The organism is Pseudomonas allii (assembly GCF_055380095.1).
In genome coordinates, this window is sequence record NZ_AP039450.1 from 4,532,519 (window position 1) to 4,554,034 (window position 21,516).

General features: G+C 62.0%; 23 protein-coding genes. 7 read left to right on the top strand and 16 right to left on the bottom strand.

The features are described from left to right. The first annotated feature begins 64 nt into the window (after window positions 1–64). Window positions 65–691, top strand: coding sequence for a LysE family translocator (locus ACZ445_RS20720; RefSeq protein WP_092250704.1), 627 nt, complete (start codon window positions 65–67; stop codon window positions 689–691). Here the strand turns inward: ACZ445_RS20720 and ACZ445_RS20725 are convergent, their stop codons facing one another. Then, window positions 692–1,318: a glutathione S-transferase family protein gene (locus ACZ445_RS20725; RefSeq protein ID WP_058425638.1), complete on the bottom strand. Its 627-nt coding sequence runs from the start codon at window positions 1,316–1,318 to the stop codon at window positions 692–694. It lies immediately after the preceding gene. A gap of 131 nt (window positions 1,319–1,449) precedes the next feature. Here ACZ445_RS20725 and ACZ445_RS20730 point away from each other — a divergent pair, with 131 nt between their 5' ends. After that, a complete protein-coding gene (locus ACZ445_RS20730; RefSeq protein WP_464707506.1) occupies window positions 1,450–1,905 on the top strand; it encodes a VOC family protein in 456 nt (151 codons plus the stop codon). On the opposite strand, the gene ACZ445_RS20735 is transcribed toward ACZ445_RS20730, so the two are convergent. After that, window positions 1,883–2,509 (bottom strand): TetR/AcrR family transcriptional regulator, encoded by a 627-nt coding sequence (locus tag ACZ445_RS20735; protein ID WP_179029213.1) that lies wholly within the window; start codon window positions 2,507–2,509, stop codon window positions 1,883–1,885. The two genes, ACZ445_RS20730 and ACZ445_RS20735, sit on opposite strands and share 23 nt — an antisense overlap. Window positions 2,510–2,643: 134 nt before the next feature. Here ACZ445_RS20735 and ACZ445_RS20740 point away from each other — a divergent pair, with 134 nt between their 5' ends. Continuing rightward, entirely contained in the window at window positions 2,644–3,084 is a 441-nt protein-coding gene (locus ACZ445_RS20740; RefSeq protein WP_464707507.1) for a hotdog fold domain-containing protein, read from the top strand. A gap of 173 nt (window positions 3,085–3,257) precedes the next feature. On the opposite strand, the gene ACZ445_RS20745 is transcribed toward ACZ445_RS20740, so the two are convergent. The 4 genes from ACZ445_RS20745 to ACZ445_RS20760 all read right to left on the bottom strand — a co-directional run bounded on the left by ACZ445_RS20745 (window position 3,258) and on the right by ACZ445_RS20760 (window position 7,411). Beyond that, complete coding sequence (locus tag ACZ445_RS20745) at window positions 3,258–5,315, bottom strand: methyl-accepting chemotaxis protein (RefSeq protein WP_464707508.1); 2,058 nt, start codon at window positions 5,313–5,315, stop codon at window positions 3,258–3,260. Between the two features lie 345 nt (window positions 5,316–5,660). Next, window positions 5,661–5,960 carry a DUF3144 domain-containing protein gene (locus ACZ445_RS20750; RefSeq protein ID WP_179029870.1) on the bottom strand — a complete coding sequence of 100 codons (300 nt, stop codon included), beginning with the start codon at window positions 5,958–5,960 and terminating at the stop codon, window positions 5,661–5,663. A 39-nt stretch (window positions 5,961–5,999) separates the two neighbouring features. Then, window positions 6,000–6,695, bottom strand: coding sequence for a tRNA (adenine(22)-N(1))-methyltransferase (locus ACZ445_RS20755; protein WP_058425644.1), 696 nt, complete (start codon window positions 6,693–6,695; stop codon window positions 6,000–6,002). Beyond that, window positions 6,692–7,411 (bottom strand): FadR/GntR family transcriptional regulator, encoded by a 720-nt coding sequence (locus ACZ445_RS20760; RefSeq protein WP_310864142.1) that lies wholly within the window; start codon window positions 7,409–7,411, stop codon window positions 6,692–6,694. The genes ACZ445_RS20755 and ACZ445_RS20760 overlap by 4 nt, the downstream gene beginning before the upstream one ends. A gap of 232 nt (window positions 7,412–7,643) precedes the next feature. Here ACZ445_RS20760 and ACZ445_RS20765 point away from each other — a divergent pair, with 232 nt between their 5' ends. Together ACZ445_RS20765 and gudD are read left to right on the top strand one after the other, a co-directional pair. Further along, window positions 7,644–9,002, top strand: a complete 1,359-nt coding sequence (locus tag ACZ445_RS20765) for an MFS transporter (RefSeq protein WP_122304921.1) — start codon at window positions 7,644–7,646, stop codon at window positions 9,000–9,002. A gap of 19 nt (window positions 9,003–9,021) precedes the next feature. After that, complete coding sequence (gudD, locus tag ACZ445_RS20770; RefSeq protein WP_058425647.1) at window positions 9,022–10,347, top strand: glucarate dehydratase; 1,326 nt, start codon at window positions 9,022–9,024, stop codon at window positions 10,345–10,347. A gap of 77 nt (window positions 10,348–10,424) precedes the next feature. On the opposite strand, the gene ACZ445_RS20775 is transcribed toward gudD, so the two are convergent. From ACZ445_RS20775 to ACZ445_RS20785, 3 genes are all read right to left on the bottom strand, one after another. Continuing rightward, on the bottom strand, window positions 10,425–10,787 hold the full coding sequence (locus tag ACZ445_RS20775) for an addiction module antidote protein (RefSeq protein WP_058425648.1): 363 nt from the start codon (window positions 10,785–10,787) through the stop codon (window positions 10,425–10,427). Between the two features lies 1 nt (window position 10,788). Next, window positions 10,789–11,091: a type II toxin-antitoxin system RelE/ParE family toxin gene (locus tag ACZ445_RS20780; RefSeq protein ID WP_464707509.1), complete on the bottom strand. Its 303-nt coding sequence runs from the start codon at window positions 11,089–11,091 to the stop codon at window positions 10,789–10,791. Between the two features lie 139 nt (window positions 11,092–11,230). Beyond that, a complete protein-coding gene (locus ACZ445_RS20785; RefSeq protein WP_058425650.1) occupies window positions 11,231–12,154 on the bottom strand; it encodes an ABC transporter substrate-binding protein in 924 nt (307 codons plus the stop codon). 241 nt (window positions 12,155–12,395) lie between these two features. On the opposite strand from ACZ445_RS20785, the gene ACZ445_RS20790 reads away from it, so the two are divergent. Then, window positions 12,396–13,637 (top strand): acyl-CoA dehydrogenase family protein, encoded by a 1,242-nt coding sequence (locus ACZ445_RS20790; protein WP_464707510.1) that lies wholly within the window; start codon window positions 12,396–12,398, stop codon window positions 13,635–13,637. A 121-nt stretch (window positions 13,638–13,758) separates the two neighbouring features. Here the strand turns inward: ACZ445_RS20790 and argE are convergent, their stop codons facing one another. The 7 genes from argE to ACZ445_RS20825 form a co-directional block, all read right to left on the bottom strand. Then, a complete protein-coding gene (gene argE / locus ACZ445_RS20795) occupies window positions 13,759–14,907 on the bottom strand; it encodes an acetylornithine deacetylase (protein WP_464707511.1) in 1,149 nt (382 codons plus the stop codon). Beyond that, window positions 14,904–15,578, bottom strand: a complete 675-nt coding sequence (locus tag ACZ445_RS20800) for a DUF1028 domain-containing protein (protein WP_058425653.1) — start codon at window positions 15,576–15,578, stop codon at window positions 14,904–14,906. The genes argE and ACZ445_RS20800 overlap by 4 nt, the downstream gene beginning before the upstream one ends. A 9-nt stretch (window positions 15,579–15,587) precedes the next feature. Next, window positions 15,588–16,319 carry a class II aldolase and adducin N-terminal domain-containing protein gene (locus tag ACZ445_RS20805; RefSeq protein ID WP_058425654.1) on the bottom strand — a complete coding sequence of 244 codons (732 nt, stop codon included), beginning with the start codon at window positions 16,317–16,319 and terminating at the stop codon, window positions 15,588–15,590. Between the two features lie 54 nt (window positions 16,320–16,373). Beyond that, the gene (locus ACZ445_RS20810) at window positions 16,374–17,204 is read right to left on the bottom strand and encodes an ABC transporter substrate-binding protein (RefSeq protein ID WP_310864139.1); all 831 of its coding nucleotides are present in this window, start codon (window positions 17,202–17,204) and stop codon (window positions 16,374–16,376) included. 28 nt (window positions 17,205–17,232) lie between these two features. After that, window positions 17,233–18,105 (bottom strand): phytanoyl-CoA dioxygenase family protein, encoded by an 873-nt coding sequence (locus ACZ445_RS20815; protein ID WP_310864138.1) that lies wholly within the window; start codon window positions 18,103–18,105, stop codon window positions 17,233–17,235. A 27-nt stretch (window positions 18,106–18,132) separates the two neighbouring features. Further along, window positions 18,133–19,650 carry an amino acid ABC transporter permease/ATP-binding protein gene (locus tag ACZ445_RS20820; protein ID WP_058425657.1) on the bottom strand — a complete coding sequence of 506 codons (1,518 nt, stop codon included), beginning with the start codon at window positions 19,648–19,650 and terminating at the stop codon, window positions 18,133–18,135. 261 nt (window positions 19,651–19,911) lie between these two features. Beyond that, window positions 19,912–20,886, bottom strand: a complete 975-nt coding sequence (locus ACZ445_RS20825) for a LysR family transcriptional regulator (protein ID WP_058425658.1) — start codon at window positions 20,884–20,886, stop codon at window positions 19,912–19,914. Between the two features lie 182 nt (window positions 20,887–21,068). Here ACZ445_RS20825 and ACZ445_RS20830 point away from each other — a divergent pair, with 182 nt between their 5' ends. Then, window positions 21,069–21,491, top strand: a complete 423-nt coding sequence (locus tag ACZ445_RS20830) for a RidA family protein (protein WP_058425659.1) — start codon at window positions 21,069–21,071, stop codon at window positions 21,489–21,491. Window positions 21,492–21,516: the final 25 nt, after the last annotated feature.

Genomic DNA, 21,516 nt, shown 5'->3' on the forward strand with positions numbered 1-21,516 from the left:
CAGTTGTAAACGACGTTGAGTTGGGGATAACTGGCGGTCGAGCCCCGTTCCGAGAGTGCCCATCATGTTTGAACTCGCAGCCCTCATCACCTATATCGCCGTCGTGATCGGCCTGTTCCTGATCCCCGGCCCGTCGGTGTTGCTGGTGATCACCCGCACCGTGCAGGGCGGCCGCAAGGTCGGGGTCGCCACCGGCCTGGGGGTGGCGTGCGGCGACCTGCTGCATACACTGGGCGCGGCGCTGGGGTTATCGGCGATCCTGATGACCTCGGCCACCGCGTTCAACGCGGTGAAATGGGCCGGCGCGGCTTACCTGATCTACCTGGGCATCCGTGCGTTCACGGCCAAGACCGGCACACAAAAAGGGCTGACGTTGCCTACAGTCACGCCGCGCCAGGCGTTTTTCCAGGCGGTCGGTGCCGAGTTGCTCAACCCGAAAACCGCGATTTTCTTCCTGGCATTCCTGCCGCAATTCGTGCACCCGGAAGCCGGCTCATCGCTGGTGCAGTTCGCGGTGCTGGGTTTGATTTTCTCGGTGCTCAGCGCGGTGTACACCAGCCTGCTCGCCCTCGCCATCCGCCCCTTGAGCCGAGGCATCAAGGGGCTGTCCAAACTGCGGCGCTGGGAAGGAAAAATCATCGGCACGCTGTTTATGGGGCTGGGGCTGAAGGTGGCGTTGCAACAGCGTTAGTCACTTGGCAAACGCATACTCCCCACCCTGCTCCACCGCCTTGCGATAGGCAGGTCGGGCCTGGAATTTTTCTACCCACGCCGCCAGATGCGGGTAAGCCTGCAACTTGCCCTGGGCCTTGGCGATTTCGCCGATAAAGCTCATCTGGATATCCGCACCGCTCAGCTCGTCGCCCAACAGGTACGCTTTATCGGCCAGCACGTCGTTCAGGTAACCCAAATAGTTGGCCACTTCCGATTCGATACGCGGATGCAACGGCGCGCCGGCATCGCCGAGGCGGCCGACGTAGAGGTTGAGCATCAGCGGCAACATGGCCGAGCCTTCGGCGAAGTGCAGCCACTGCACGTAGGTGTCATAGGCGGCGCTGGTTGGGTCCGGTTGCAGGCGGCCCTGGCCGTGATGGCGGATCAAGTAGTCGATGATCGCGGCGGATTCAATCAGCACCTGGCCGCCGTCTTCGATCACCGGGGATTTGCCCAGCGGGTGGATGGCCTTGAGTTCCGGCGGCGCCAGGTTGGTTTTCGGGTCGCGCTGGTAGCGCTTGATCTCGTAAGGCAGGCCGAGTTCTTCGAGCAGCCACAGGATGCGTTGCGAACGTGAGTTGTTGAGGTGATGGACGATGATCATGGCGTGCTCCGCAGGGCGATAGGGATGTCTTGGAAACAGACTACGCCAGCGTCCGGGAGTGCCGACAATTAAATTTCAACGCGACAAACACTCGTGGTTACCATGGGGATCGAATCCACAGGAGTTCCGCCATGGACCTGAAGTTCAGTCACGTCGACATACTGGTCGAAAACCTCGAGGAGGCCTGCGCCTATTACGCAAACATCCTCAAGGCACGCATCTCCAAGACCTTTGTGTGGGAACGCGGCGGTTTGCATGTGCGTTATGCCGTGGTGCTGATGGGGCAAGAGCGGTTCATGCTGGTGCAGCCGATTGCCGGGAATCTGCGCGAGCTGTTGGACGCCCACGGCGAAGGCATGATTTACCGTCACTGCTACACCACACCGGACATCGAGGTCGCCTATGACGAGCTGATCGCCGCCGGTGTGCAGCCCGAGAATGAAAACGGCGTGCCCCTGGCCCGCGAGAACCTGCAGTCGACTTCCGGCGGGCGCATTATCTGGCTACCCAAGCGCTTCGGGCACTTTTCCATGGAGATCCTGGAAGAGAAGACACTCGAGGCGTTTATTGTGGAGGCGTTTGGCTGATCGACGCCCACGCCGCCTGGGCCAACAACGACGCATAGGCATTCGGGCTGTTCTTGACCCGCCCGGACAACCACGCCCGGGCGTAGTTTTCTGCCGCGCCAATGATCAGCGATAGCAAAAGCTCGGCGGGAATGTGGCTGAACGCTTGAGCGCGGCCCTCCTCGCTCATCCACTCGGTCAACTGCCGATTGCGCTGTTTGTTGCGGGTGAGCAGTTCATCCTTGAACGGGCCGTTGGCCACGGCGAAACGGCTCTGGAACACAAAACGCGCCCAGTCGGGTTGTGCGTCCACCCACTCCACATAGCTGCGCACCAATGCCTCCACGCCTGCCTGGGCGGTTTGCGCCTGGGTCAGGTAGTGCTCACGCAGTGCGGCCTGGTCCTCCAGCGCGGCAAAAAACAGCGCGGCAACGATGCCTTCCTTGCTGCCGAAATGGTGGTAGATGGCGCCCACGCTGGTGTCGCACCGCGCGCGGATGGTTTCGATGTTCGTGGCTTCAATACCCACCTCGTTAAAACAGGCCAGCGCCTCGCGCAGGATGCTGCGCTTGAGGTCACTGCGCCGGCCCGGGAAGGTGCGCTCGATCAGGTCAGGTGCGTGCATGAAGTCGCTCGCCAAATGTGCGGAGTCTAAAGGTACAGCAGCCGCTAGAGAAGGCATGGCTTGACACCCTTGGAATTAACAGAATATTGTTCCGCAACAGAATATTATTCTGTAAACCTATCAGGAGGAAATCCATGAGTCAGTTTCTCAGCATGTTCAACAGCGTCGGCCCAGCCGCCTTCAGCCAGATGGCCTGCCAGGTGGCGCCCTACTTCAGCACCATCAACCCTGAAATCGCCGAACTGCGCCCAGGCCATGCGGCGGTCAACGTGCCGTTTCGCAAGGAAATCACCAACCACCTGGCCTCGGTGCATGCCATTGCGTTGTGCAACGCGGCGGAATTGGCCGGTGGCACGATGACCGATGTGTCGATCCCCCAAGGCGCCAAGTGGATTCCCAAGGGCATGACCGTGGAGTACCTGGCAAAGGCCAAGTCGAACATCCGTGCGGTGGCGGATGGCAGTTGCATTGACTGGGCAACGGCTGGCGACAAGATCGTGCCGGTGGATATTTTCGATGAGGGCGGGATGAAGGTGTTTACGGCGAAGATCACCATGAATGTGAAGATCGCCTGAGGACACGGCCGCAGGAGGAGGACCTGACCCGGTGCTGAAAACAGCGCAGGACAACATGTGGGAGGGGGCTTGCTCCCGAATGCGGTGTGTCAGTCGCTGAATCTGTTGACTGGTACACCGCAATCGGGAGCAAGCCCCCTCCCACATTGGATCTGGTTTGTTTGGAAGACAGCTCAGCCCAGGCGGAACCGCGCAGTGTTGTCACTCAGTGCCTGGCTGCCTTTGCTCAGGGTATCGGCTGCGCGGTTCACTGCCCGCGCACCGTCGAGCAAGCGCCCGGCGGCCTGGTCCACTTGCTGGATGTTGCCGCTCACTTCATCCGCCGTCGCCGCTTGTTCCTCGACGGCGGTGGCGATCTGCGCCAGGGTGTCGGTCACGTGCTGCACCGCCCCGGCGATCTCGCCCAAACGGGTGCCCAGCCCGGTGACGGACTCCGCATCCGTCAGCGCTTGTTCGCACGCGGCGCCCATCAGGGTGACGGCCTGGCTGACCGTGGCGCGCAGGCTGTCCACAGTGCCGGCAATTTGCGCGGTGGAGGCCTGGGTGCGTTGCGACAAACTGCGCACTTCATCGGCCACCACCGCAAAACCACGGCCCTGCTCGCCGGCGCGCGCGGCTTCGATGGCGGCGTTGAGGGCCAGCAGGTTGGTCTGTTCGGCGATGCCGCGAATGGTGTCGACCACCGATTGAATCTGCTGGCCCTGCTGGCTGACTTGCTCCAGCGCATCGGCGGTGTCAGTCAGGCGTTGGTTGAGCTGCTGGATGCTGGCCGTGGTGCGCTGGCTGTCACGGCTGCTGTCTTCGGCAATACGCCGCGTCTGCTGGGCGCTGCCCGAGGCCTGTTCGCAGCTTTTGGCGACGCCCAGGGAGGTCGCCGCCAACTGGGTCGCGGCGGCGGCAATCTGGCTGATCTGGTGTTGCTGGTCTTCGACTTCGGTGAGGGTGCTGCCCGATTGCGAATTGAGGGTAAGCACCGCCGAGCCGAGCTGCTGCGTCTCGTGGTTGACCCCCAGCAGGCTGGTACGCAGTTGCACCACCGCCACGTTCAGCGCAGTGCTGATGGCCGCCAGTTCGTCGCGCCCTTCCACCGCCACCTCCACGCACAGGTTGCCGTCACGCAGGGACTCGGCCAGGGTGGTGATGCCGCTGGCGCTGCGGCGGATGGAGGCTTGCAGGCACATGAACAGGTACAACGCGGCCAGGGCCAGCAGACTGAAAGTCGCCGCGACGGGGACGAACTTCTGCAACGAGCGATCACGGTAGTGCCCCAGGCGCGCATCCAGCGAGTCGAGGGATTGGTTGCGCAGCGCGCCGAGGCTATCGAGCATGCCGTCGACACTGGCCTCAAAGGCCGCCGTGTCGAGCTTGATGGTGCCGCCGAACACGCCGTCGTCGAGCACTTTGAGTTGGTCGTCCAGGCGTTGCAGGCTGGTGTCGTACTGGGTGGTCCAGGGTTCCAGGCCGGCATATTGCTTGGCCTTGAGCGAGGCCGCCGCCTTGACCAGTTGGTCGCGCGCATCGCCGATACGGCCGCGCAGGTCACGCATCTGCAAACGGCTTTGCAAGGTGAATTGGCCCGAGGCGATGGATGACTGGCCGACACTGGCCATGCGTCCGATGCGCTCGATCAGGTCCGGCGTGTGCTGGGTGGACATCTGCATCAACAGGTAGGTTTCCAGCCATGGGTCGAGAATCAGGCCGGCGTCCAGGGTGATCTGTTCGCGCAGGGTTTGCATGGCGGTCAGGGCCGAGGTGAAACGGTCGTAACCGTCCGGCCACCAGCCCACGGTGCGCAGCGATTGCGAGTCCATGCCCTTGACCGTGGCCTGCAACGCGTCGAAGCGGGCCAGCACGTCGGCACCGGCATTCCGGGCTTTGAGTGAATCCCCCAGGGCTTGCAGGCTTTGCAGGATCAGCGGGAAATTCGCATCGACCTTGTCCATCGCCGCCTTCGCCGCCGGTGTCGGGGCGTGCAGGATGTCGGCGGCTTTCCAGCGCGCGGCCAGGTTGCGCTGCGCCGTCAACTGGCCGTCCAGCCCATCCAGGGCCAGCAGTTGGCGAACGCCGGATTGCTCGCTGGAAATGACGGTCAGCTTGTCTCGATAGTCCGCGCCGATCATCCACAGGCTGCCCGCCAGGGGCAGCATGAACAGGAAGAACAGAATCTGGAACTTGCGCGCAAAGCCGAACCGTCCCAGCAGGCGGATACCCGGTGATAAAAGGCTGTGCATGTGCAAACACTCCCCAAAAACGACCCAGGCGGTGCACCGCTGGGTGAAGCCTTGAAATGACTAACAGCAAAATGCCATGTCATTGATTGGGAAGGCACTAGCAAGATGTGGGCCGCTGATGGAGAGGCCGGATACAGGCGGGGTGGCACACTGACGGTGCATGCAAAGCGCCCTGAAATGGGGCAAAAGCACCCATTACTGCGCGCAAATTTGTAACCACGCCACAAACCCAAGGTGGGAGGGGGCTTGCCCCCGATGGCAGTGTGTCATTAAGCACATTCTTCGCTGGCCCACCGCATTAGGGGGCAAGCCCCCTCCCACCTTTTCAACCCCCGACAGCCTCCCTTACCCTTGCGCCTGTCCGGCCATGTACCGGTCGAAATTATTGATGTGATCATCCAGATTATCCTCAAGCATCATCCGGTACTGATCGCAGAAGTACTTCAACATCGCTTCCCGTGCATCGGCCATTTGCGCACCCGACTTGAAGTTGCGCGCACTCGCCCAGGCGTTGAAGCGCGTGGTGCCAAACATCATCGAAGCGCTGACCTGGCCGAGGTTTTCGTGGGTCTGGAGCTGCTCGTTCGACAGCTCGATATGCGCGTCGGCGCGGTCGTAGAAGGTGGGGTCGATGGCGTCTGCCATGGTGGTTTTCCTTGGTCATCAGGTTTGAATGAGGGTCGATCAAGCCAGCAGCGCGGTTATCCACCTGGCCTGCTGGGAAATCTCCTGCCACTTGTCTGGCGGCACTGCCTGCCGCGCCTGCTCGAAACTGGCCAGGGTCTTGTGCTTTTGCTGCAACAGGCGCTGCCACTTGGCCAGGAACGCCGGGCTGCGCGCCTGCATTTGCAGGGGGCCGAAGTACAGCTGTTCGGCGGTGTAGGCCACCGGCCCGGTGCGCTCGGCGACGATGATTTCGTAGTAGAAACGGTTCTCGCGCAGCAGCTCTTCATGGAGGATGGAGTAACTGTTGTGCATCAGCCATTGGCGCAGCGGTTGTTCGCCACCGTTAGGTTGCAGGATCAGGCGTTCCTGGCCGCTCAGGTGCAGTTTGCCGTGTTCAAGAATGTCGCGGATCGTCTCGCCGCCCATGCCGCAGATGCTGATGGCGGTGATGCCGTCATGGGGTTCGATGGCCGCCAGACCATCGGCCAGGCGCACGGTGATCTGCTGTTCCAGGCCGTTGTCGCGCACGGTACGTAGCGCGGCACTGAAGGGCGTGGTCGCCACCTCCCCCGCCAGCGCCGCCGTGATCGCACCTCGGCGCATCAACGCCACCGGCAGGTAAGCGTGATCGGAACCGATGTCGGCCAGTCGCGCACCCGCCGGTACGTTGGCGGCCACGCGCTCCAGGCGCTGGGATAAGGTGTGTTCGTTCAACGGCCCTGCTCCCCGGAAAACCGATCGCGGCTGTTGGTCAGGTGCAACACCATGGCGGCGCGGGCGGCATCCGGGTCCTGGCGCTTGACCGCGTTGAAGATTGCCTCGTGCTCCAGGTTCGCCAACTGCCCCAGCCTGGCGAAGTCGGCACCGCCGCGCTCATCCCCCTTGACCTGGGTGCGCGGGATCATCGCATTGCCCAGGTGCAGCATGATTTCGGTGAAGAAGGTGTTGCCGGTGGCCTCGGCGATCAGTTGGTGAAAGCGTTTGTCTTCCTCCACACAACTGTCGTTATTGGCCAGGGAAGCCTGATAGTCGTCCAGCGCCTGGCGCATGTGGGCCAGTTGGGTGTCGGTCCTGCGCACCGCCGCCAAAGCGACGGCTTGTACTTCAAGACCCAGGCGCAATTCCAGCATGTTGCGCACGCTGGCCACCGTGTCTACATGCAGGCGCAAACCTTGCTGGGCCTGCTGCTCCAATACAAAGGTGCCGATACCGTGGCGGGTCTCGACCAGGCCGGACGCCTGCAACTTGGAGATAGCCTCGCGCACCACCGTTCGGCTCACGCCGTGTTCGCGCACGATGGTGGATTCCGAGGGCAGTTTTTCACCGGGTTTGAGTTGGCCGAGCAGGATGCGCTGGGTCAACGCGTCGACCACGCCTTGGGCCAGGTTGGTGGAGCGTCTGCGGACAGAGCTTCCATTATCGATGGGCATATTACGCATCCACAGGGTTGAGCAGCCGCAAGCTTAACATCCCCATCTGTCCCTCGCGTCTTCAGGGTGTTTGATGTCAAAAAACCACCCACTTGTATGACAACACATTAATAAACGCATTTTAAAACCAAAAAACCCCGATATTGTTGCGAAAAAAATAAATCGACTTGTATGATGTCTATCAACAAGACACGCACACCCGCATAAAAACAATCAGGGGGAGTTTTGAATGGTGACCACCTCAAGCCACGCATCTGCCACACCCGAAAATGATCCAGTCCTCACGCGCGCCGTGAGCAAAGTGAAGGGCCATGTGCTCCCACTGTTCGTGATCATGTTCATCCTCAACTACATCGACCGGGTCAATATCGGCTTTGTGCGCACGCACATGGAACACGACCTGGGCATCGGCGCAGCGGCGTATGGCTTCGGTGCCGGGTTGTTCTTCATCGGCTATGCCCTCTTCGAAGTGCCCTCCAATATGCTGCTGCAAAAGGTCGGCGCACGTATCTGGCTGACCCGCATCATGTTCACCTGGGGCATCGTCGCCACGCTGATGGCGTTCATCCAGAACGAAACCCACTTCTACATCCTGCGCTTCCTGCTGGGTGTGGCTGAAGCCGGCTTTTTCCCAGGGGTGATCTACTACTTCACGCGCTGGCTGCCCGGCGTGGAACGCGGTAAAGCCATTGCGATTTTCCTCAGTGGTTCGGCGGTCGCGTCGCTGATTTCCGGCCCGCTTTCCGGCGCGCTGTTGCAGATCGAAGGGTTTGGCCTGCATGGCTGGCAATGGATGTTTGGCATTGAAGGCCTGGCCTCGGTGGCGCTGGGGTTCTTTGTGTGGTTCTGGCTGGACTCCAAGCCCCACGACGCCAAGTGGATGACCCGCGAGGAACAGGACGCACTGGTCAATGCCATCGACCAGGAACAACGCGACCGCGAAGCCCTCACCAGCGTCAAGCCGACCCTCGGCAAGCTGCTCAAGGACCGCCAGATCCTGCTGTTCTGCGCGTTGTATTTCTGCATCCAGCTGACGATCTACGCCGCCACGTTCTGGCTGCCGAGCATCATCAAGAAGATGGGCGACTTGAGTGATGTGCAGGTCGGTTTCTTCAACTCGATCCCGTGGCTGATCTCGATCATCGCCATGTACGCCTTTGCGTCACTCTCGGGCAAGTTCAAGTTCCAGCAGGCCTGGGTCGCGGCAGCGCTGTTGATTGCGGCGGCGGGGATGTTCATGTCGACCACCGGCGGGCCGATCTTCGCGTTTGTGGCGATCTGTTTTGCGGCCATCGGCTTCAAGTCGGCGTCGTCACTGTTCTGGCCGATCCCCCAGGGCTACCTGGATGTGCGCATCGCCGCCGCGGTGATCGCGCTGATCAACTCCATCGGTAACCTGGGCGGCTTCGTCGCGCCGACCACCTTCGGATTTCTGGAGCAAACCACCGGTTCGATCCAGGGCGGCCTCTATGGCCTGGCCGGCACCTCGGTGCTCGCCGCGATCCTGGTGTTTTTTGCCAAGACGGCCCCCTCTGCCGCATTGATGCCACCGAGCGCCGTGCCCACCGCCGCCCTCGGCAAACCACTTTGAGCCCAATCAGGAACCTGCCATGAATACTCCCGTCGTTACGCACTTCCAGGTCATCCCCGTCGCCGGCCACGACAGCATGTTGCTCAACCTCAGCGGCGCCCATGGGCCGTACTTCACGCGCAATATCGTGATTCTCAAGGACAGCTCGGGCAACACCGGCGTCGGCGAAGTACCCGGCGGCGAGCGCATCCGCGAAACCCTGGAGGACGCCCGCAGCCTGGTGATCGGCCAGCCCATCGGCCAGTACCAGCGCATCCTCAACCAGATGCGCAGCACATTTGCTTCACGCGACGCTGCCGGCCGCGGCCTGCAGACCTTTGACCTGCGCATCACCATCCATGCCGTCACCGCCACGGAAGCGGCACTGCTCGATTTGCTGGGCCAGTTTCTCGAAGTACCAGTGGCCGCCCTGCTCGGCGAAGGACAGCAGCGTGATGCGGTGAAAATGCTCGGCTACCTGTTCTATGTCGGCGACCGCAGCGCCACCACCCTCGCCTATCGCAATGAGGCCGACAGCGACGATGACTGGTTCCGCCTGCGCCACGAAACAGCCCTGACCAGCGACGCCGTGGTGCGCCTGGCCGAAGCCGCCCAGGCCAAATACGGTTTCAACGACTTCAAGCTCAAGGGCGGCGTATTGAGCGGCGATGCCGAAATCGAAGCGGTCACCGCCCTGGCCGAACGCTTCCCGGACGCACGCATCACCCTCGACCCGAACGGCGCCTGGTCACTGAAAGAGGCTATCCGCCTGTGCCGCGACCAGCACCACGTACTCGCCTATGCCGAAGACCCCTGCGGTGCCGAAAACGGTTACTCGGGCCGCGAAGTCATGGCCGAATTCCGCCGGGCCACAGGCCTTAAAACCGCCACCAACATGATCGCCACCGACTGGCGCGAAATGGGCCACGCGATCCAGTTGCAATCGGTGGACATCCCCCTCGCCGACCCACATTTCTGGACGATGCAGGGCTCGGTGCGCGTCGCGCAGATGTGCCATGAATGGGGCCTCACCTGGGGCTCGCACTCCAACAACCATTTCGATATTTCCCTGGCAATGTTCACCCAGGTCGCCGCCGCCGCGCCGGGCGATATCACCGCCATCGACACCCACTGGATCTGGCAGGACGGCCAGCGCCTGACCAAAGTGCCGCTGAAAATCGAAGGCGGTTATGTGAAAGTGCCAAGCAAGCCAGGCCTGGGCGTGGAGATCGACCTGGACGCGGTGGCCCAGGCCCACGAAGTCTACAAAGGCATGGGCCTAGGCGCGCGGGATGACAGCGTGGCAATGCAATTCTTGATTCCGGGGTGGCGCTTCAACAACAAACAGCCGTGCCTGGTGCGATAAACGCCCACCCTCTGTAGAAGCGAGCTTGCTCGCGAAGATCGCCAACGGCAAAGCGCCCCCCTGGGTAAACGCGCTGCCTAGGTTTTCTTCGCGAGCAAGCTCGCTCCTGCAATTGGCTGCACCGTCAGCTCGACGCCCAAGGCCAGCATCAGCTTCTGGATCGTTTCATAGCGGGTCTTTGAGCCGCCTTTCAACGTTTTATACAGGCTCTCCCGGTTCACCCCAGCGGCCTCGGCCACCTTGTTCACACCTTGGGCCTTGGCAATCTCGGCAAGCGCCTTCATGAGCACCTGCAGGTCTTGAGCCTTCATGCTCTGCGCCAGATACGCACTGATGGTTTCCGGGCTGTCGAGAAAGCGCGAAGCCTCATAGACGCTGGTTCCGGACGTATCCAGATCGAGGATCGGCATGTCCTCGGGTTTGAATTTCGATTCGCTCATTTCATTTACCTCTCAGGGCATCGAGAATCTCTTTTGCCCGCTTGATGCCTCTTTTCTGGTCGGTCTTATCACTGCCCCACAGCATCATGTAAGCGGTGATCCCCGTACGCACGAAATACATCCTGTAGCCGGGCCCGACAAACACACGCATCTCACTCAGACCGTCACCTACGGATTCACAATCCCCAAAATTGTTTTCCTCCGCCCGGTCCAAGCGAGTAAGAATCGCCGTTTTCCCCCAAATATCCCGCATACCGTCGAGCCATGTATCAAACTCCGGCGTCCTGCCGATCAAATTAGTCACAGTATCACTTGTAGCCTACAGGCTACTCCTTGTCGATGCCAATGGATTTTTGTTTCCGGTGAGCGCCGGAACAAAAAACCCTAGTTCAGCACCTGCACAAACATCGGCTGGATACTATGAGCGCTTGTTTCCCCAGTGTTTAAAGCACCCGATCAAACAACGGCGCCACGTCATACCGCTGCTTCAACATCTGTGCATCCACCAAAAAGTCCGCCGTGGCCTGGGCCTCGCTGATAATCGTCGGCGAGATCGGCAGTACCTTGATCGCGTCGCGCTTGAACCACACCTTGGCAATTTCCGGCGCCGACTGGTTGGCCTTCGACCAGGCTTCGGCGTACTCATCGACGTGGGTGTTGCTCCAGACTCGGGCGCGAGTCAGGCGGGCAATGAAGTCTTTGATGATCGCACTTTTCTGCGCCAGGGCCGGCTCGTACGCCACGATGTAGGTCGGCGCACTCATCAGGCCCTTGGCGTTGCGGATCAGGGTGCTGCCTTCTTTTTCCTGCAGTGACACGTAGGGTTCCCAGGTGCCGAAGGCGTCGATGTCGCCCTGGGTCAGCGCCAGGCTGGCCTCGGCGGGCAGCAGGTATTTGAAGTTGACGCTGCTGCGCGGCACACCCGCTTCATCCAGTGCCTTGTACGCCAGTTGCTGGCTCCATGAACCGTTCCAGATGGCGACGGTCTTGCCTTTGAGGTCGGCCACCGAGTGAATGCCCTTGCGCGCCACGATGCCCACGCCGTCGAGGCTGGTCTGGGTGCTGGCGACGACTTTCACCGGCGCGCCATTGGCGGCCAGGCTGATCACCGGGGTGTCGCCGACGATGCCCACATCCAGCGCGCCGCTGGCCACGGCCGAGGCCACCGGAGAGCCGGTGTTGAAGCGCTTGAAGTCGATTGTGTACGGCAAGTCCTTCAGCTCGCCCGACAGCTCCAGCACGATGCGGTTGGAGAAGAATTGGTCACCCACGACGAGGGTCAACGGCTCGGCGGCGCTGGCCGACGGACCATAGAGCGCAAGAGAGGCCACGCCCAGCAAGGACAGCAGTGTTCGACGGTTGATCATGAAAAATCCCACAGGGTTAGAGGGTAGGTTTAACCATCTGTGGGCATGCAGTCTGGTTGCTTGACGTAGAAGCTAACGCAATAAAAGCGCGGGGTTTAATACTGTTGGGCACTATCGATAGAACCGTCCCACAGGTCGCTAGTTGCTTTTCGTATTAAAACCTTCGCCGCCCCTGGGTTAGGGTGACGTCACCAGACCACTGGACCCCAGCACCTGAACCATTTTCAGCAAGGTCCATTGCATGTCGATTCCCGCTTTGAATATCTGGGGCGCTCCGCCCACTGCCCGCTACGAACAATTGGCCGCGCCGTTTCGCCCACTGTTTGCGCAGATTCTCGCGCAAGCCGCCGCGGCGGATCAGACACGCGCCAGCCTCGCCACGGTGATCCAGCAACTGAATGCCCTGGGTTTGCCGCGCTGGCGCCTGCCGGCCAGTTATGGCGGCCAGGATGCGAGCCTGGTCGAGTTGCTCACGCTGCTCACTGAACTGTCCGCCGCCGACTCCAACATCACCCAGGCCCTGCGCGGCCACTTTGGTTTTTGCGAAGACGTACTCAGCGCCAAGGACCTCGACTGGCGCGCCAAGTGGCTGGACCGCCTCGGCCAAGGCGCCCTGCTCTCGCCCGGCAGCACCGAAGTCGGCAACGCGGCCCGGGGTGATTTTGATACCCGCCTGCACCGTGACGCTGCCGGCGCGTTGCGCATCAGCGGCAAGAAGTTCTACACCACCGGCGCGCTCTACAGCGACCTGATCAACACCATTGCGACCGGTGAAAACGGCACCGTGTATACGGTTGTCGTCGACCTGAAAGCCCCCGGCGTGCAGATCGTCGACGACTGGAACGGCTTCGGCCAACGCCTCACCGCCAGCGGCACGTGCATTTTCGACAACGCGCCGGTGGTGGACGACGACGCACGCCCCACCCAACAGCGCTTTGGTCACGGGCAGTCATTCTTCCAGCTCTACCACCTCAGCACCCTCGCCGGTATCGCTCGGCGCGCCGCCCTCAGTGGTGCCGCAGAACTCAGCCAGCGCGCCCGCACCTTCACCACCGGCAATGCCGACACGGCGAGCCAGGACGTGCAACTGCTACAGGTGATTGGTGAAGTCGCGAGCCAGGCCTACGCCGCGCAGGCCATTGCCCAGCAAGCGGCGCAACGCCTGGAGTACACCGCGCAGTACGTGATTGCCCACGACCAGCCACTGCATGACGATGACCCGCAGGTTGCATTGGCCGAGCTGGAAGTGTGCCTGGCGGTGAACCCGGTGGTGAATGCGACGCTGGCCGCGACCACGGCCTTGTTCGATGCCCTGGGCGCCAGTGCCACTGCCAGCAGCAAGGCGCTGGACCGACTGTGGCGCAATGCGCGCACGCTGGCGAACCACAACCCGCGTGTGTACAAGTCGCGGATTGTGGGCAATTACCTGGTGAATGGAATCCTGCCGCCTGCGCAGTGGCGGGTGGGTGTGGCAAAGCACTGACAGTTCGAGGGCACAACAAAGATCAAATGTGGGAGGGGGCTTGCCCCGATTGCGGACATCCAGTCACTGCATTGTTAGTTGACCCATCGCCATCGGGGGCAAGCCCCCTACCACAGGTAACCTACACGCTCACAAACTTCAGCACCCGCGCCAACATCCGGTCACAGGCCTGCAACTGCTCCAGGCTGATGAACTCATCCGGCTTGTGGCCCTGCTCCATGCTGCCAGGCCCACACACCACCGTGGGAATACCGGCCTGGTCGAACAACCCGCCTTCGGTACCAAAGGCCACCGTGCCAAAATCCGGCGAGCCACAGAACTGCGCCACCCACTCTGCGGCCTGGCTTTCTGGAGACGTGGCCAGCCCTGGATAACTGGACAACTCGCTGAGGTTAATCGCCGCCTGCGCGCTCACCGCCCACATTGCCGGCAACAGGGAGTGCTCGGCGTAGTCGCGCAGTTGCTGCACCACCTGCCAGGGATCCTGGGCCGGTAGCGAGCGCACTTCAAAGTCGAAACTGCACTCCTGCGGCACGATATTCAGTGCCTTGCCGCCGCTGATCAAACCGGTCTGCACCGTAGAAAACGCCGGATCAAAACGCGCATCCAGATGCTGCGTCGCCTTGAGCGTTTCGCCCAGACGCACCAGCTCGCTGACCAGGCGCGCCGCGTATTCAATCGCGTTCACACCCGCCGGCGCATACGCCGAATGGCATGCCGTACCGTGCACCTGGCAGCGCATCGCCAGCTTGCCTTTGTGGCCCAGCACCGGTTTGAGTTCGGTGGGTTCGCCAATCACACACAGCAGCGGCTTGACCGGCTGCCCATGGAACCGCTCGATCAACGAGCGCACGCCCAGGCAGCCGACTTCCTCATCGTAGGACAGCGCGATATGCACCGGCATGCGCAACGACGCCTGCACCAACGCCGGCACGCACGCCAGCACACAAGCGATGTAGCCCTTCATGTCGGCCGTGCCACGCCCGTACAACTTGCCGTCCTGTTCCGTCAGCTCGAACGGCGCCACGCGCCAGCGCTGCCCGTCCACCGGCACTACATCGGTATGCCCGGACAGCACGATGCCGGGCACCTGCGCCGGGCCGATGGTCGCAAGCAAATTGGCCTTGCTCTTATGCGCGTTGTACACCAGCTCACAGGCCACGCCGTGGTCTTGCAGGTAGGTGCGCACGAAGTCGATCAAGGCCAGGTTGGATTCGCGGCTGGTGGTGTCGAAACGCACCAGTTGCGCCAGCAGGTCGCGGCTGTTCATCGGTCATCTCCCGGCACCGCATAACCCGGTGCGATCTGCGGGTTGAGGGCACGGTCGATGTAATCCTGCAGTTGCCCGCGATAGGCTTGCCAGAGTTGGTCGAGGGCGCTGATCGGGTCCGTATCGGCCCAATCCACGCGCAGATTGACCACCGGCCACAGCAGGTCATCGACGATCACCAGCGCCGCCGAATGCACCGGCCCCGCTTCACCACCACCTGCCACACCGGCGTGCATCGCGGCCAGCAGGCGGTCGGCCAGGTGCCCCGGGGCCGCTTCAAAAGCCGCCACCATGGCCTTGATCACCCCAGCGTTGGCCAACATGTTGCCTGCCGCCACGCAGCCCTCACCGCTCACTGCGTGGTGAATGCCCAGGGTCTGCGCACCGCTGAAATGTGCGGTGCGGCCCAGATGATCAATCACGCTGACCTGGCGATACTCGCTGTGATCCTGACCGGCCAGGGTCGCCAGTGCTTCACTCGGCGTCAGGCCCTGCTCCAGTAAATCCAGCACCTGTGGCCCCAGGCTCGGCAAGGTGATGTTCTGCGACGCCACCGCGCCCACACCGGGGCGCAGCCAGGGGCAACGTGCGCCCACGGCAATGCTCGATGAGCTGATCGCAATGCCCAACTGGCCCGTCTCAGCGCAGCGGGCGACAACGGAAAACGTCATGGGGAGTCCTCAGTCGAGCACGGAAGGGTCGGCGTCGATCATCAACTGCTTCATTTCTTCGAAATGCTGGCGCGAAAAGTCGGCAATGCCTTCCCAGCCGCGCGCGGTTTTTTCCGCCACGTCATCGGACAGCACCCGCAACGGCTGCCCGGTAGACCAGGCCGTGACGAGGATCTGGCAGGAACGTTCCAGGGTCCAGATGTCGTCGAACGCTTCACCGATGGAACCGGCCGTGACCATTACGCCGTGGTTACCCATCAACAAGCGCGTCTTGCCGTCGAGCAACCCGGCCAGCCGGGCGCCTTCGGCCTCGGTGTCGGCCATGCCGCCGTACAACTCGTCCACGGCCACGCGGTTGAAGTAGCGCGCAGTGTTCTGGTCGATCGGCGGAATATGCGGCCTGGCCAGGCACGCCACCGCCGTGGTGTACACCGGGTGCAGGTGCAGCACCGCACGGGTCTGCGGCAGCAGCCGGTGGATCTGCCCGTGGATCGACCACGCCGTGGCATCCACGTTGGGATGATCGGCACAGGCCGTATCGTCCGCGTTCAACAGCAGCAGATCGCTCGCACGAATACGCGAAAAGTGCTTCCACTTCGGGTTGAGCAAAAACTGTTTGCCATCGGCCGAGACAGCAGCGCTGAAGTGGTTGGCCACCGCCTCATGCATGCCCAGGTGGGCGATGATGCGAAAGGTCGCCGCCAGGTCGATGCGCGTCTGTTCTTCGTGGGATAACGCCATGGATCGGACTCCGCAGGGCGCGGCCGCAGGCGACTGCGGCACGCGCGTGTAGGTTTACTTCGGCATCAGTGCAGCGATGTCGGCCTCGGTCGGCGCCTGGAAGTTGTACTTCTTGAGCAGGGCGGCGTACTCCGGCGTGGCGCGGTATTTTTCCAGGCCGTCGAGCAGGGCTTTTTTCACCGTGTCATTGCCCTTCTTCACGCCGAAGCCATTGAGCACCGGGTAGATCAAGGTGTCGGACGAGATCACCACGCGGCTGCCGAGCTTGTCGATCACGCCCCGGGCCACGGCGGCGTCGGTGATCTGCGCTTCAACCGCGTGAGCCAGCAGCGCCTGGGTGGTTTGCGGGTCGGTGCTGTATTCGCTGATCTGGATCGGCTTCAGGCCCTTGGCCACACAGTATTCGGTGGACAACTTGTTCATCTGCGCCAGCCACGAGGTGGCGCCCATAGACCCGATCTTGTGGCCGCAGAATTCCTCCGGGGTCTTGGGCTGGAAGCTGCTGTCCTTGAGGGTCAGGATCGACTCGCCGCTTTTCAGATAAGGGATCATGTCGATCACTTTGACCCGCTCGGCGGTGATGTACATCGACGAGTTGGTCACATCGAAACGTCCGGCCTGCAAGCCGGTGATCAGGTTGGGAAAGCGCGTGTCGAGGGTCTCGACCTTACGGCCCATGACCTTGCCCAGGCCGTCCATGAATTCGATATCAAAGCCTGCCGGCTTGTTGTTATCCATGTACTCATAGGGGAAGAACGTCACATCGGAACCGGCGATGATCTTGCCATCCTGCTGGAACGCCGACGCGGCCAACGAGGTCAGTGCAACGGCTGCGCCCAGCAGGCACACGGCAAGGGGACGAACACTTTTACGAAACGCTGTCATGGTGATTACCTGCAAGGGTTTAGGGGGGTTAGGCAGTGGCTGAATCTTGTCCCGCCTGTTGCACGAAGAACGATGCGCCACGGGGCTTCTGCGGCAGGCGCATGTGGTTGTCGGTGGAACGCACCAGGCCACTTTCTTCACCGGCCACCAGTAGGCCGGCATGCGCACTGGGCAACGGGTTTTCGCCGAAGGGCAGCGCGTCTTCAGCGGCATAGACGCTGATGAACAACGTGCGCGGCAGTTCGGTCTCGTTAGGGCTGGAAGCATGCAACAGCCGGGTGTGCATGAAGCACACCGAGCCGGCCGGGCCGTAACAGGCCACCGGCTGCTGGCAGTGTTGCGCGACCACGCTGTCGTCCACCGAACCGGTGAAACGCTGATGCTGCCAGTGCGACCACAGCGGGCCTTTGTGGCTGCCGGGGATCACGTTCAGCGGGCCGTTCTGCGGGGTCACTTCGCTGACCATCAGCAAGGCGGTGACGATGTCGTCGTTGCTGTGGGGTGTGAACAGGAAGTCCTGGTGCCACTTCACCTGGGTCGCGGTGTGGGGCAGCTTGGAATTGATCTTGCTGTGATGAAAACGCGTGCCCTGGGCGCCGATCAGCTGCGCGGCAATCGCCGCCATGCGCGAGTGCAACGCCACGCGCTCATACGCCGGCGAAATCTCCGTGGGCGAGCTGACCCGGCGCAGCGACGGGTGGTCGGCACGGTGGTCGCCCTCCAGGTCAAAGCGCTCACGGCCATCGACGGTGGCGCCCCAGCCCCGGTCATGGCTGCGGCTTTCTTCCACCCATTGGTCGAAGTCGTGCTGCAACGCGGCCACTTCATCCTGCGACAGCACGCCTTCGACCACCAGGAAGCCGTCGCGCTGGAATTGTTCGATTTGCGATTGCTCGATCATTTTAGTGTTTCCTGAACGTTAAACAGATCACGCCAGCGAGACGTCCTTGAGGAACGCCTCCACGCGTGGGTTGTGGCCGCTGCGCAGGGCGCCCGGCGTGTCGTCGCAGACCACGCGGCCCTTCTCCATGAACACGATGCGGTCGGAGACCTTGAAGGCGAAGTTCATCTCGTGGGTGACGATGACCATGGTGATGCCCTCCTCGGCCAGGGCTTCGATCACCTGCAGCACCTCGTTGACCTTCTCCGGGTCCAGCGCCGAGGTGGGCTCGTCGAACAACATGATCTGCGGGCGCATCATCAGCGCCCGGGCGATAGCCACGCGTTGCTGTTGGCCGCCGGACAACTGGTGCGGGTACTTCCAGGCGTGGTCGAGCATGCCGACCTTGTGCAGCAGCGCGTAGGCCTGTTGCTTGAGCTCGGCGGTGGTGCCCAAACGGTGGTATTTGGGCGCCATCAGCAGGTTGTCGAGCACGCTCAAGTGCGGGAACAGGTTGAAGCTCTGGAACACCATGCCGATGTTCAAGCGATGCTCGGCGTGTTCGATGTACTGGGGTTTCTGCGCGCCGACTTTGTTCAAGTGAATGAAGGGCTGGCCGTTGATCCTGATCTCGCCGTTGTCCAGTTGCTCCAGGCCATTGAGCAGGCGAATCAGCGTGGTCTTGCCGGAGCCCGACGGGCCGATCACCGACACCACTTCACCGGGCTGGATCTGTAGATTCACCGAGCCCAACACCTCGATATCGTTGTAGGCCTTGTGCAAGCGCGTGGCTTGCAACGCCGACTCGCCAGTGTGGGCCGGGCGCGCCAAGGCGGTGCGCGCTTGCGTCGCCAGGGCCAGCACCGCCGCATCAGGGACGCGGGACACGTTGCGCTGGTTGACGTCGAGAAAGCGCTCCAGGCGTTTGAGCAGAAAGTCGAACACCGTGACGATAAACACGTAGAAAAACGCCACCGCCGCCATGGTTTCGATCACCAGGAAGTTCTGCGAATACAGGCGCTGGCCGACCATCAGGATCTCGGTCAGAGAGATCACCGACACCAGGGAAGTGAGCTTGACGATAGAGATGTATTCGTTGGCCAGCGACGGCAAGGCCACCCGCAGCGCCTGGGGAATCACCACGCGCCACTGGGTGCCGAAGAACTTCAGGCCCAGCGCCCGTGCTGCCTCGCCCTGGCCCTTGGGAATCGACAGCAGGCCACCGCGATGGATTTCGGCCACATAGGCGGTTTCGCAGATCACCAGGGCCAGCAGGCCGGACCAGAACGGGTCGGCCAGCACCGCCGAGGTACCCGGCAACGCTTGCGGCAGGTTGTAGATAAAGATCAGCAGCACCAGCAGCGGCAGGCTGCGGAAAAGCCAGATATAGCCGCGGGCCGGCACGCTGAGCAGACTATGCCGGGATTGCTTGGCCAGTGCCAGCAGAAAGCCCAGGCCAATGCTCAACACCCAGGTCAGGGTACTGAGCTTGATCACCGTCCACGTCGCCCGCCAGAACTCGGCATCGCCCAGCAAACCAAACATGTAATTCCAGTCGAATGTCATCGTCGCTGTGCCCTGAGAAGTTGATCTACATCGATGGGTTCAGAGTCGTGGTGGGAGGCGGTTGGGGTCAATTCGTAAAAGCCGGGGCACTGGGTAGGCAGAACCTATGCAGATCCAATGAGCGAGGGGGCTCGCCCCCGATGGCGATGGATCAGCCCACTGAGGGGTAGCTGACACACCGCTATCGGGGGGCAAGCCCCCTCCCACCTTTGGTGCAGGCTTGAATCGGCCGTATTGCGCGCGCCACTTATTGGTGCAACCTCAGCTCACACCGCTCAACACCCGCACCGCATGCGGGTCAAAAAAGCTCGGCGGCGCCATGCCGGGGATGTACTGGTCGGACACAAACATGCGGCAGCGCTCGGCAAACGCCGACACCACCCGCGACAGCTGGGTGTTGCTGGCCGTGGCGTAGCCCAGGCGCATCGGCCGGTGTGCACCCGCCAGGCGCAGACGGATGACGCGCTTGCCATCCTGGGACATGTTCGATTTGGGCCGCGCATTCGCGAAGGAATAGCCGATACCGTTGCCGACCATGGCGCGCACCGTTTCGAGGTTGGTGGAGCGCATGATGATGTTCGGCGTGGTGCCGGCCTGGATGAACAGGCTGAGGAAATAGTCACGGCTCCACGGCGTGTCGAGCAGCACCACCGGGTAGGCCTCCAGGTCCTGCATGCTCACGGCCGGCGAATTCGCCAGCGGGTGGTACTCGCCCACCATCACGTAGGGCGGCAACTGCGCCAGGGGTTGGAAGTCGATGTCCGGGCTGGTCACCAGGTCATAGGTCAGGGCGATGTCCAGCTCGCCGCTGCGCAGTTTTTCCAGCAGCTCTTCATGGTTGCCCTCGGCTTGCGTCAGCCGTACGCCGGGAAAGGCCCGGCCGAAACCGAACACCAGCTCTGGCGTGATCATCGGTGCCAGCGACTCCAGGCAACCCACGCGCAACGGCCCGCGCACACTGTTCAGCGACTCCGAGGCAATGGTGTAGAGGTTGGTCATCTGTTCCAGGATCAGCTTGGCTTCCTGCATCACCAGGCGCCCCACCGCCGTGAGGGAAATGCCCTGGGCGTGATGGCGGATAAACAGCTGGATGCCCAGCTCCGCCTCCATATGGGTGATCGCCGCCGAGATCGACGGTGACGACACATGGATGCGCTCGGCGGCCGCACTGATGCTGCCCGCCTCTCCCGACGCGACGAAATACTCCAGTTGACGCTGAGTAATACGACTGAGCATGACGCCTGCCCCTCAACAATGACTGTGCAGGTGGTGTTGCAGGGTTCGTGCCGGGTCAGGCGCAAACCGATGACCTGCACGGGCTTCGGTTTTTCCTAAGCACTACCCCGCGCAAATGCTGGTTTCGCCGCAACCGGGGCAGTGTGAAGCTGGATCTATCCCGCTTACCACGAGCTGCCGTTATGCCGACCCACACCCGCATCCGCATGTTCAATACCCAACAGACCTACCCCAACCAGGCGCTGGACAACGACCTGTGCCAGGCCGTGCGCGCCGGCAACACCATTTACGTGCGCGGCCAGATCGGCACCGATTTCGACGGCAACCTGGTTGGCCTTGGCGACCCGCGTGCCCAGGCCGAGCAGGCGATGAAGAACGTCAAGCAACTGCTGGAAGAAGCCGGTTCGGACCTGTCGCATATCGTGAAGACCACCACCTATCTGATCGACCCACGCTACCGCGAGCCGGTGTATCAGGAAGTGGGCAAGTGGCTCAAAGGCGTGTTCCCGATTTCCACCGGCTTGGTGATCTCCGGGCTGGGCCAGCCAGAGTGGTTGATGGAGATCGATGTGATCGCCGTGGTGCCGGACGATTGGGCCGTATGAACGCGCTGATTGCCTGGAGTGCCCC

What these genes read in the sequence shown, in the direction of transcription:
- ACZ445_RS20720 (WP_092250704.1), top strand. Translation starts at nt 65, where the DNA reads ATGTTTGAACTCGCAGCCCTCATCACCTATATCGCCGTCGTGATCGGC.
- ACZ445_RS20725 (WP_058425638.1), bottom strand. Translation starts at nt 1,318, where the DNA reads ATGATCATCGTCCATCACCTCAACAACTCACGTTCGCAACGCATCCTG.
- ACZ445_RS20730 (WP_464707506.1), top strand. Translation starts at nt 1,450, where the DNA reads ATGGACCTGAAGTTCAGTCACGTCGACATACTGGTCGAAAACCTCGAG.
- ACZ445_RS20735 (WP_179029213.1), bottom strand. Translation starts at nt 2,509, where the DNA reads ATGCACGCACCTGACCTGATCGAGCGCACCTTCCCGGGCCGGCGCAGT.
- ACZ445_RS20740 (WP_464707507.1), top strand. Translation starts at nt 2,644, where the DNA reads ATGAGTCAGTTTCTCAGCATGTTCAACAGCGTCGGCCCAGCCGCCTTC.
- ACZ445_RS20745 (WP_464707508.1), bottom strand. Translation starts at nt 5,315, where the DNA reads ATGCACAGCCTTTTATCACCGGGTATCCGCCTGCTGGGACGGTTCGGC.
- ACZ445_RS20750 (WP_179029870.1), bottom strand. Translation starts at nt 5,960, where the DNA reads ATGGCAGACGCCATCGACCCCACCTTCTACGACCGCGCCGACGCGCAT.
- ACZ445_RS20760 (WP_310864142.1), bottom strand. Translation starts at nt 7,411, where the DNA reads ATGCCCATCGATAATGGAAGCTCTGTCCGCAGACGCTCCACCAACCTG.
- gudD (WP_058425647.1), top strand. Translation starts at nt 9,022, where the DNA reads ATGAATACTCCCGTCGTTACGCACTTCCAGGTCATCCCCGTCGCCGGC.
- ACZ445_RS20775 (WP_058425648.1), bottom strand. Translation starts at nt 10,787, where the DNA reads ATGAGCGAATCGAAATTCAAACCCGAGGACATGCCGATCCTCGATCTG.
- ACZ445_RS20785 (WP_058425650.1), bottom strand. Translation starts at nt 12,154, where the DNA reads ATGATCAACCGTCGAACACTGCTGTCCTTGCTGGGCGTGGCCTCTCTT.
- ACZ445_RS20790 (WP_464707510.1), top strand. Translation starts at nt 12,396, where the DNA reads ATGTCGATTCCCGCTTTGAATATCTGGGGCGCTCCGCCCACTGCCCGC.
- argE (WP_464707511.1), bottom strand. Translation starts at nt 14,907, where the DNA reads ATGAACAGCCGCGACCTGCTGGCGCAACTGGTGCGTTTCGACACCACC.
- ACZ445_RS20800 (WP_058425653.1), bottom strand. Translation starts at nt 15,578, where the DNA reads ATGACGTTTTCCGTTGTCGCCCGCTGCGCTGAGACGGGCCAGTTGGGC.
- ACZ445_RS20805 (WP_058425654.1), bottom strand. Translation starts at nt 16,319, where the DNA reads ATGGCGTTATCCCACGAAGAACAGACGCGCATCGACCTGGCGGCGACC.
- ACZ445_RS20810 (WP_310864139.1), bottom strand. Translation starts at nt 17,204, where the DNA reads ATGACAGCGTTTCGTAAAAGTGTTCGTCCCCTTGCCGTGTGCCTGCTG.
- ACZ445_RS20815 (WP_310864138.1), bottom strand. Translation starts at nt 18,105, where the DNA reads ATGATCGAGCAATCGCAAATCGAACAATTCCAGCGCGACGGCTTCCTG.
- ACZ445_RS20820 (WP_058425657.1), bottom strand. Translation starts at nt 19,650, where the DNA reads ATGACATTCGACTGGAATTACATGTTTGGTTTGCTGGGCGATGCCGAG.
- ACZ445_RS20825 (WP_058425658.1), bottom strand. Translation starts at nt 20,886, where the DNA reads ATGCTCAGTCGTATTACTCAGCGTCAACTGGAGTATTTCGTCGCGTCG.
- ACZ445_RS20830 (WP_058425659.1), top strand. Translation starts at nt 21,069, where the DNA reads ATGCCGACCCACACCCGCATCCGCATGTTCAATACCCAACAGACCTAC.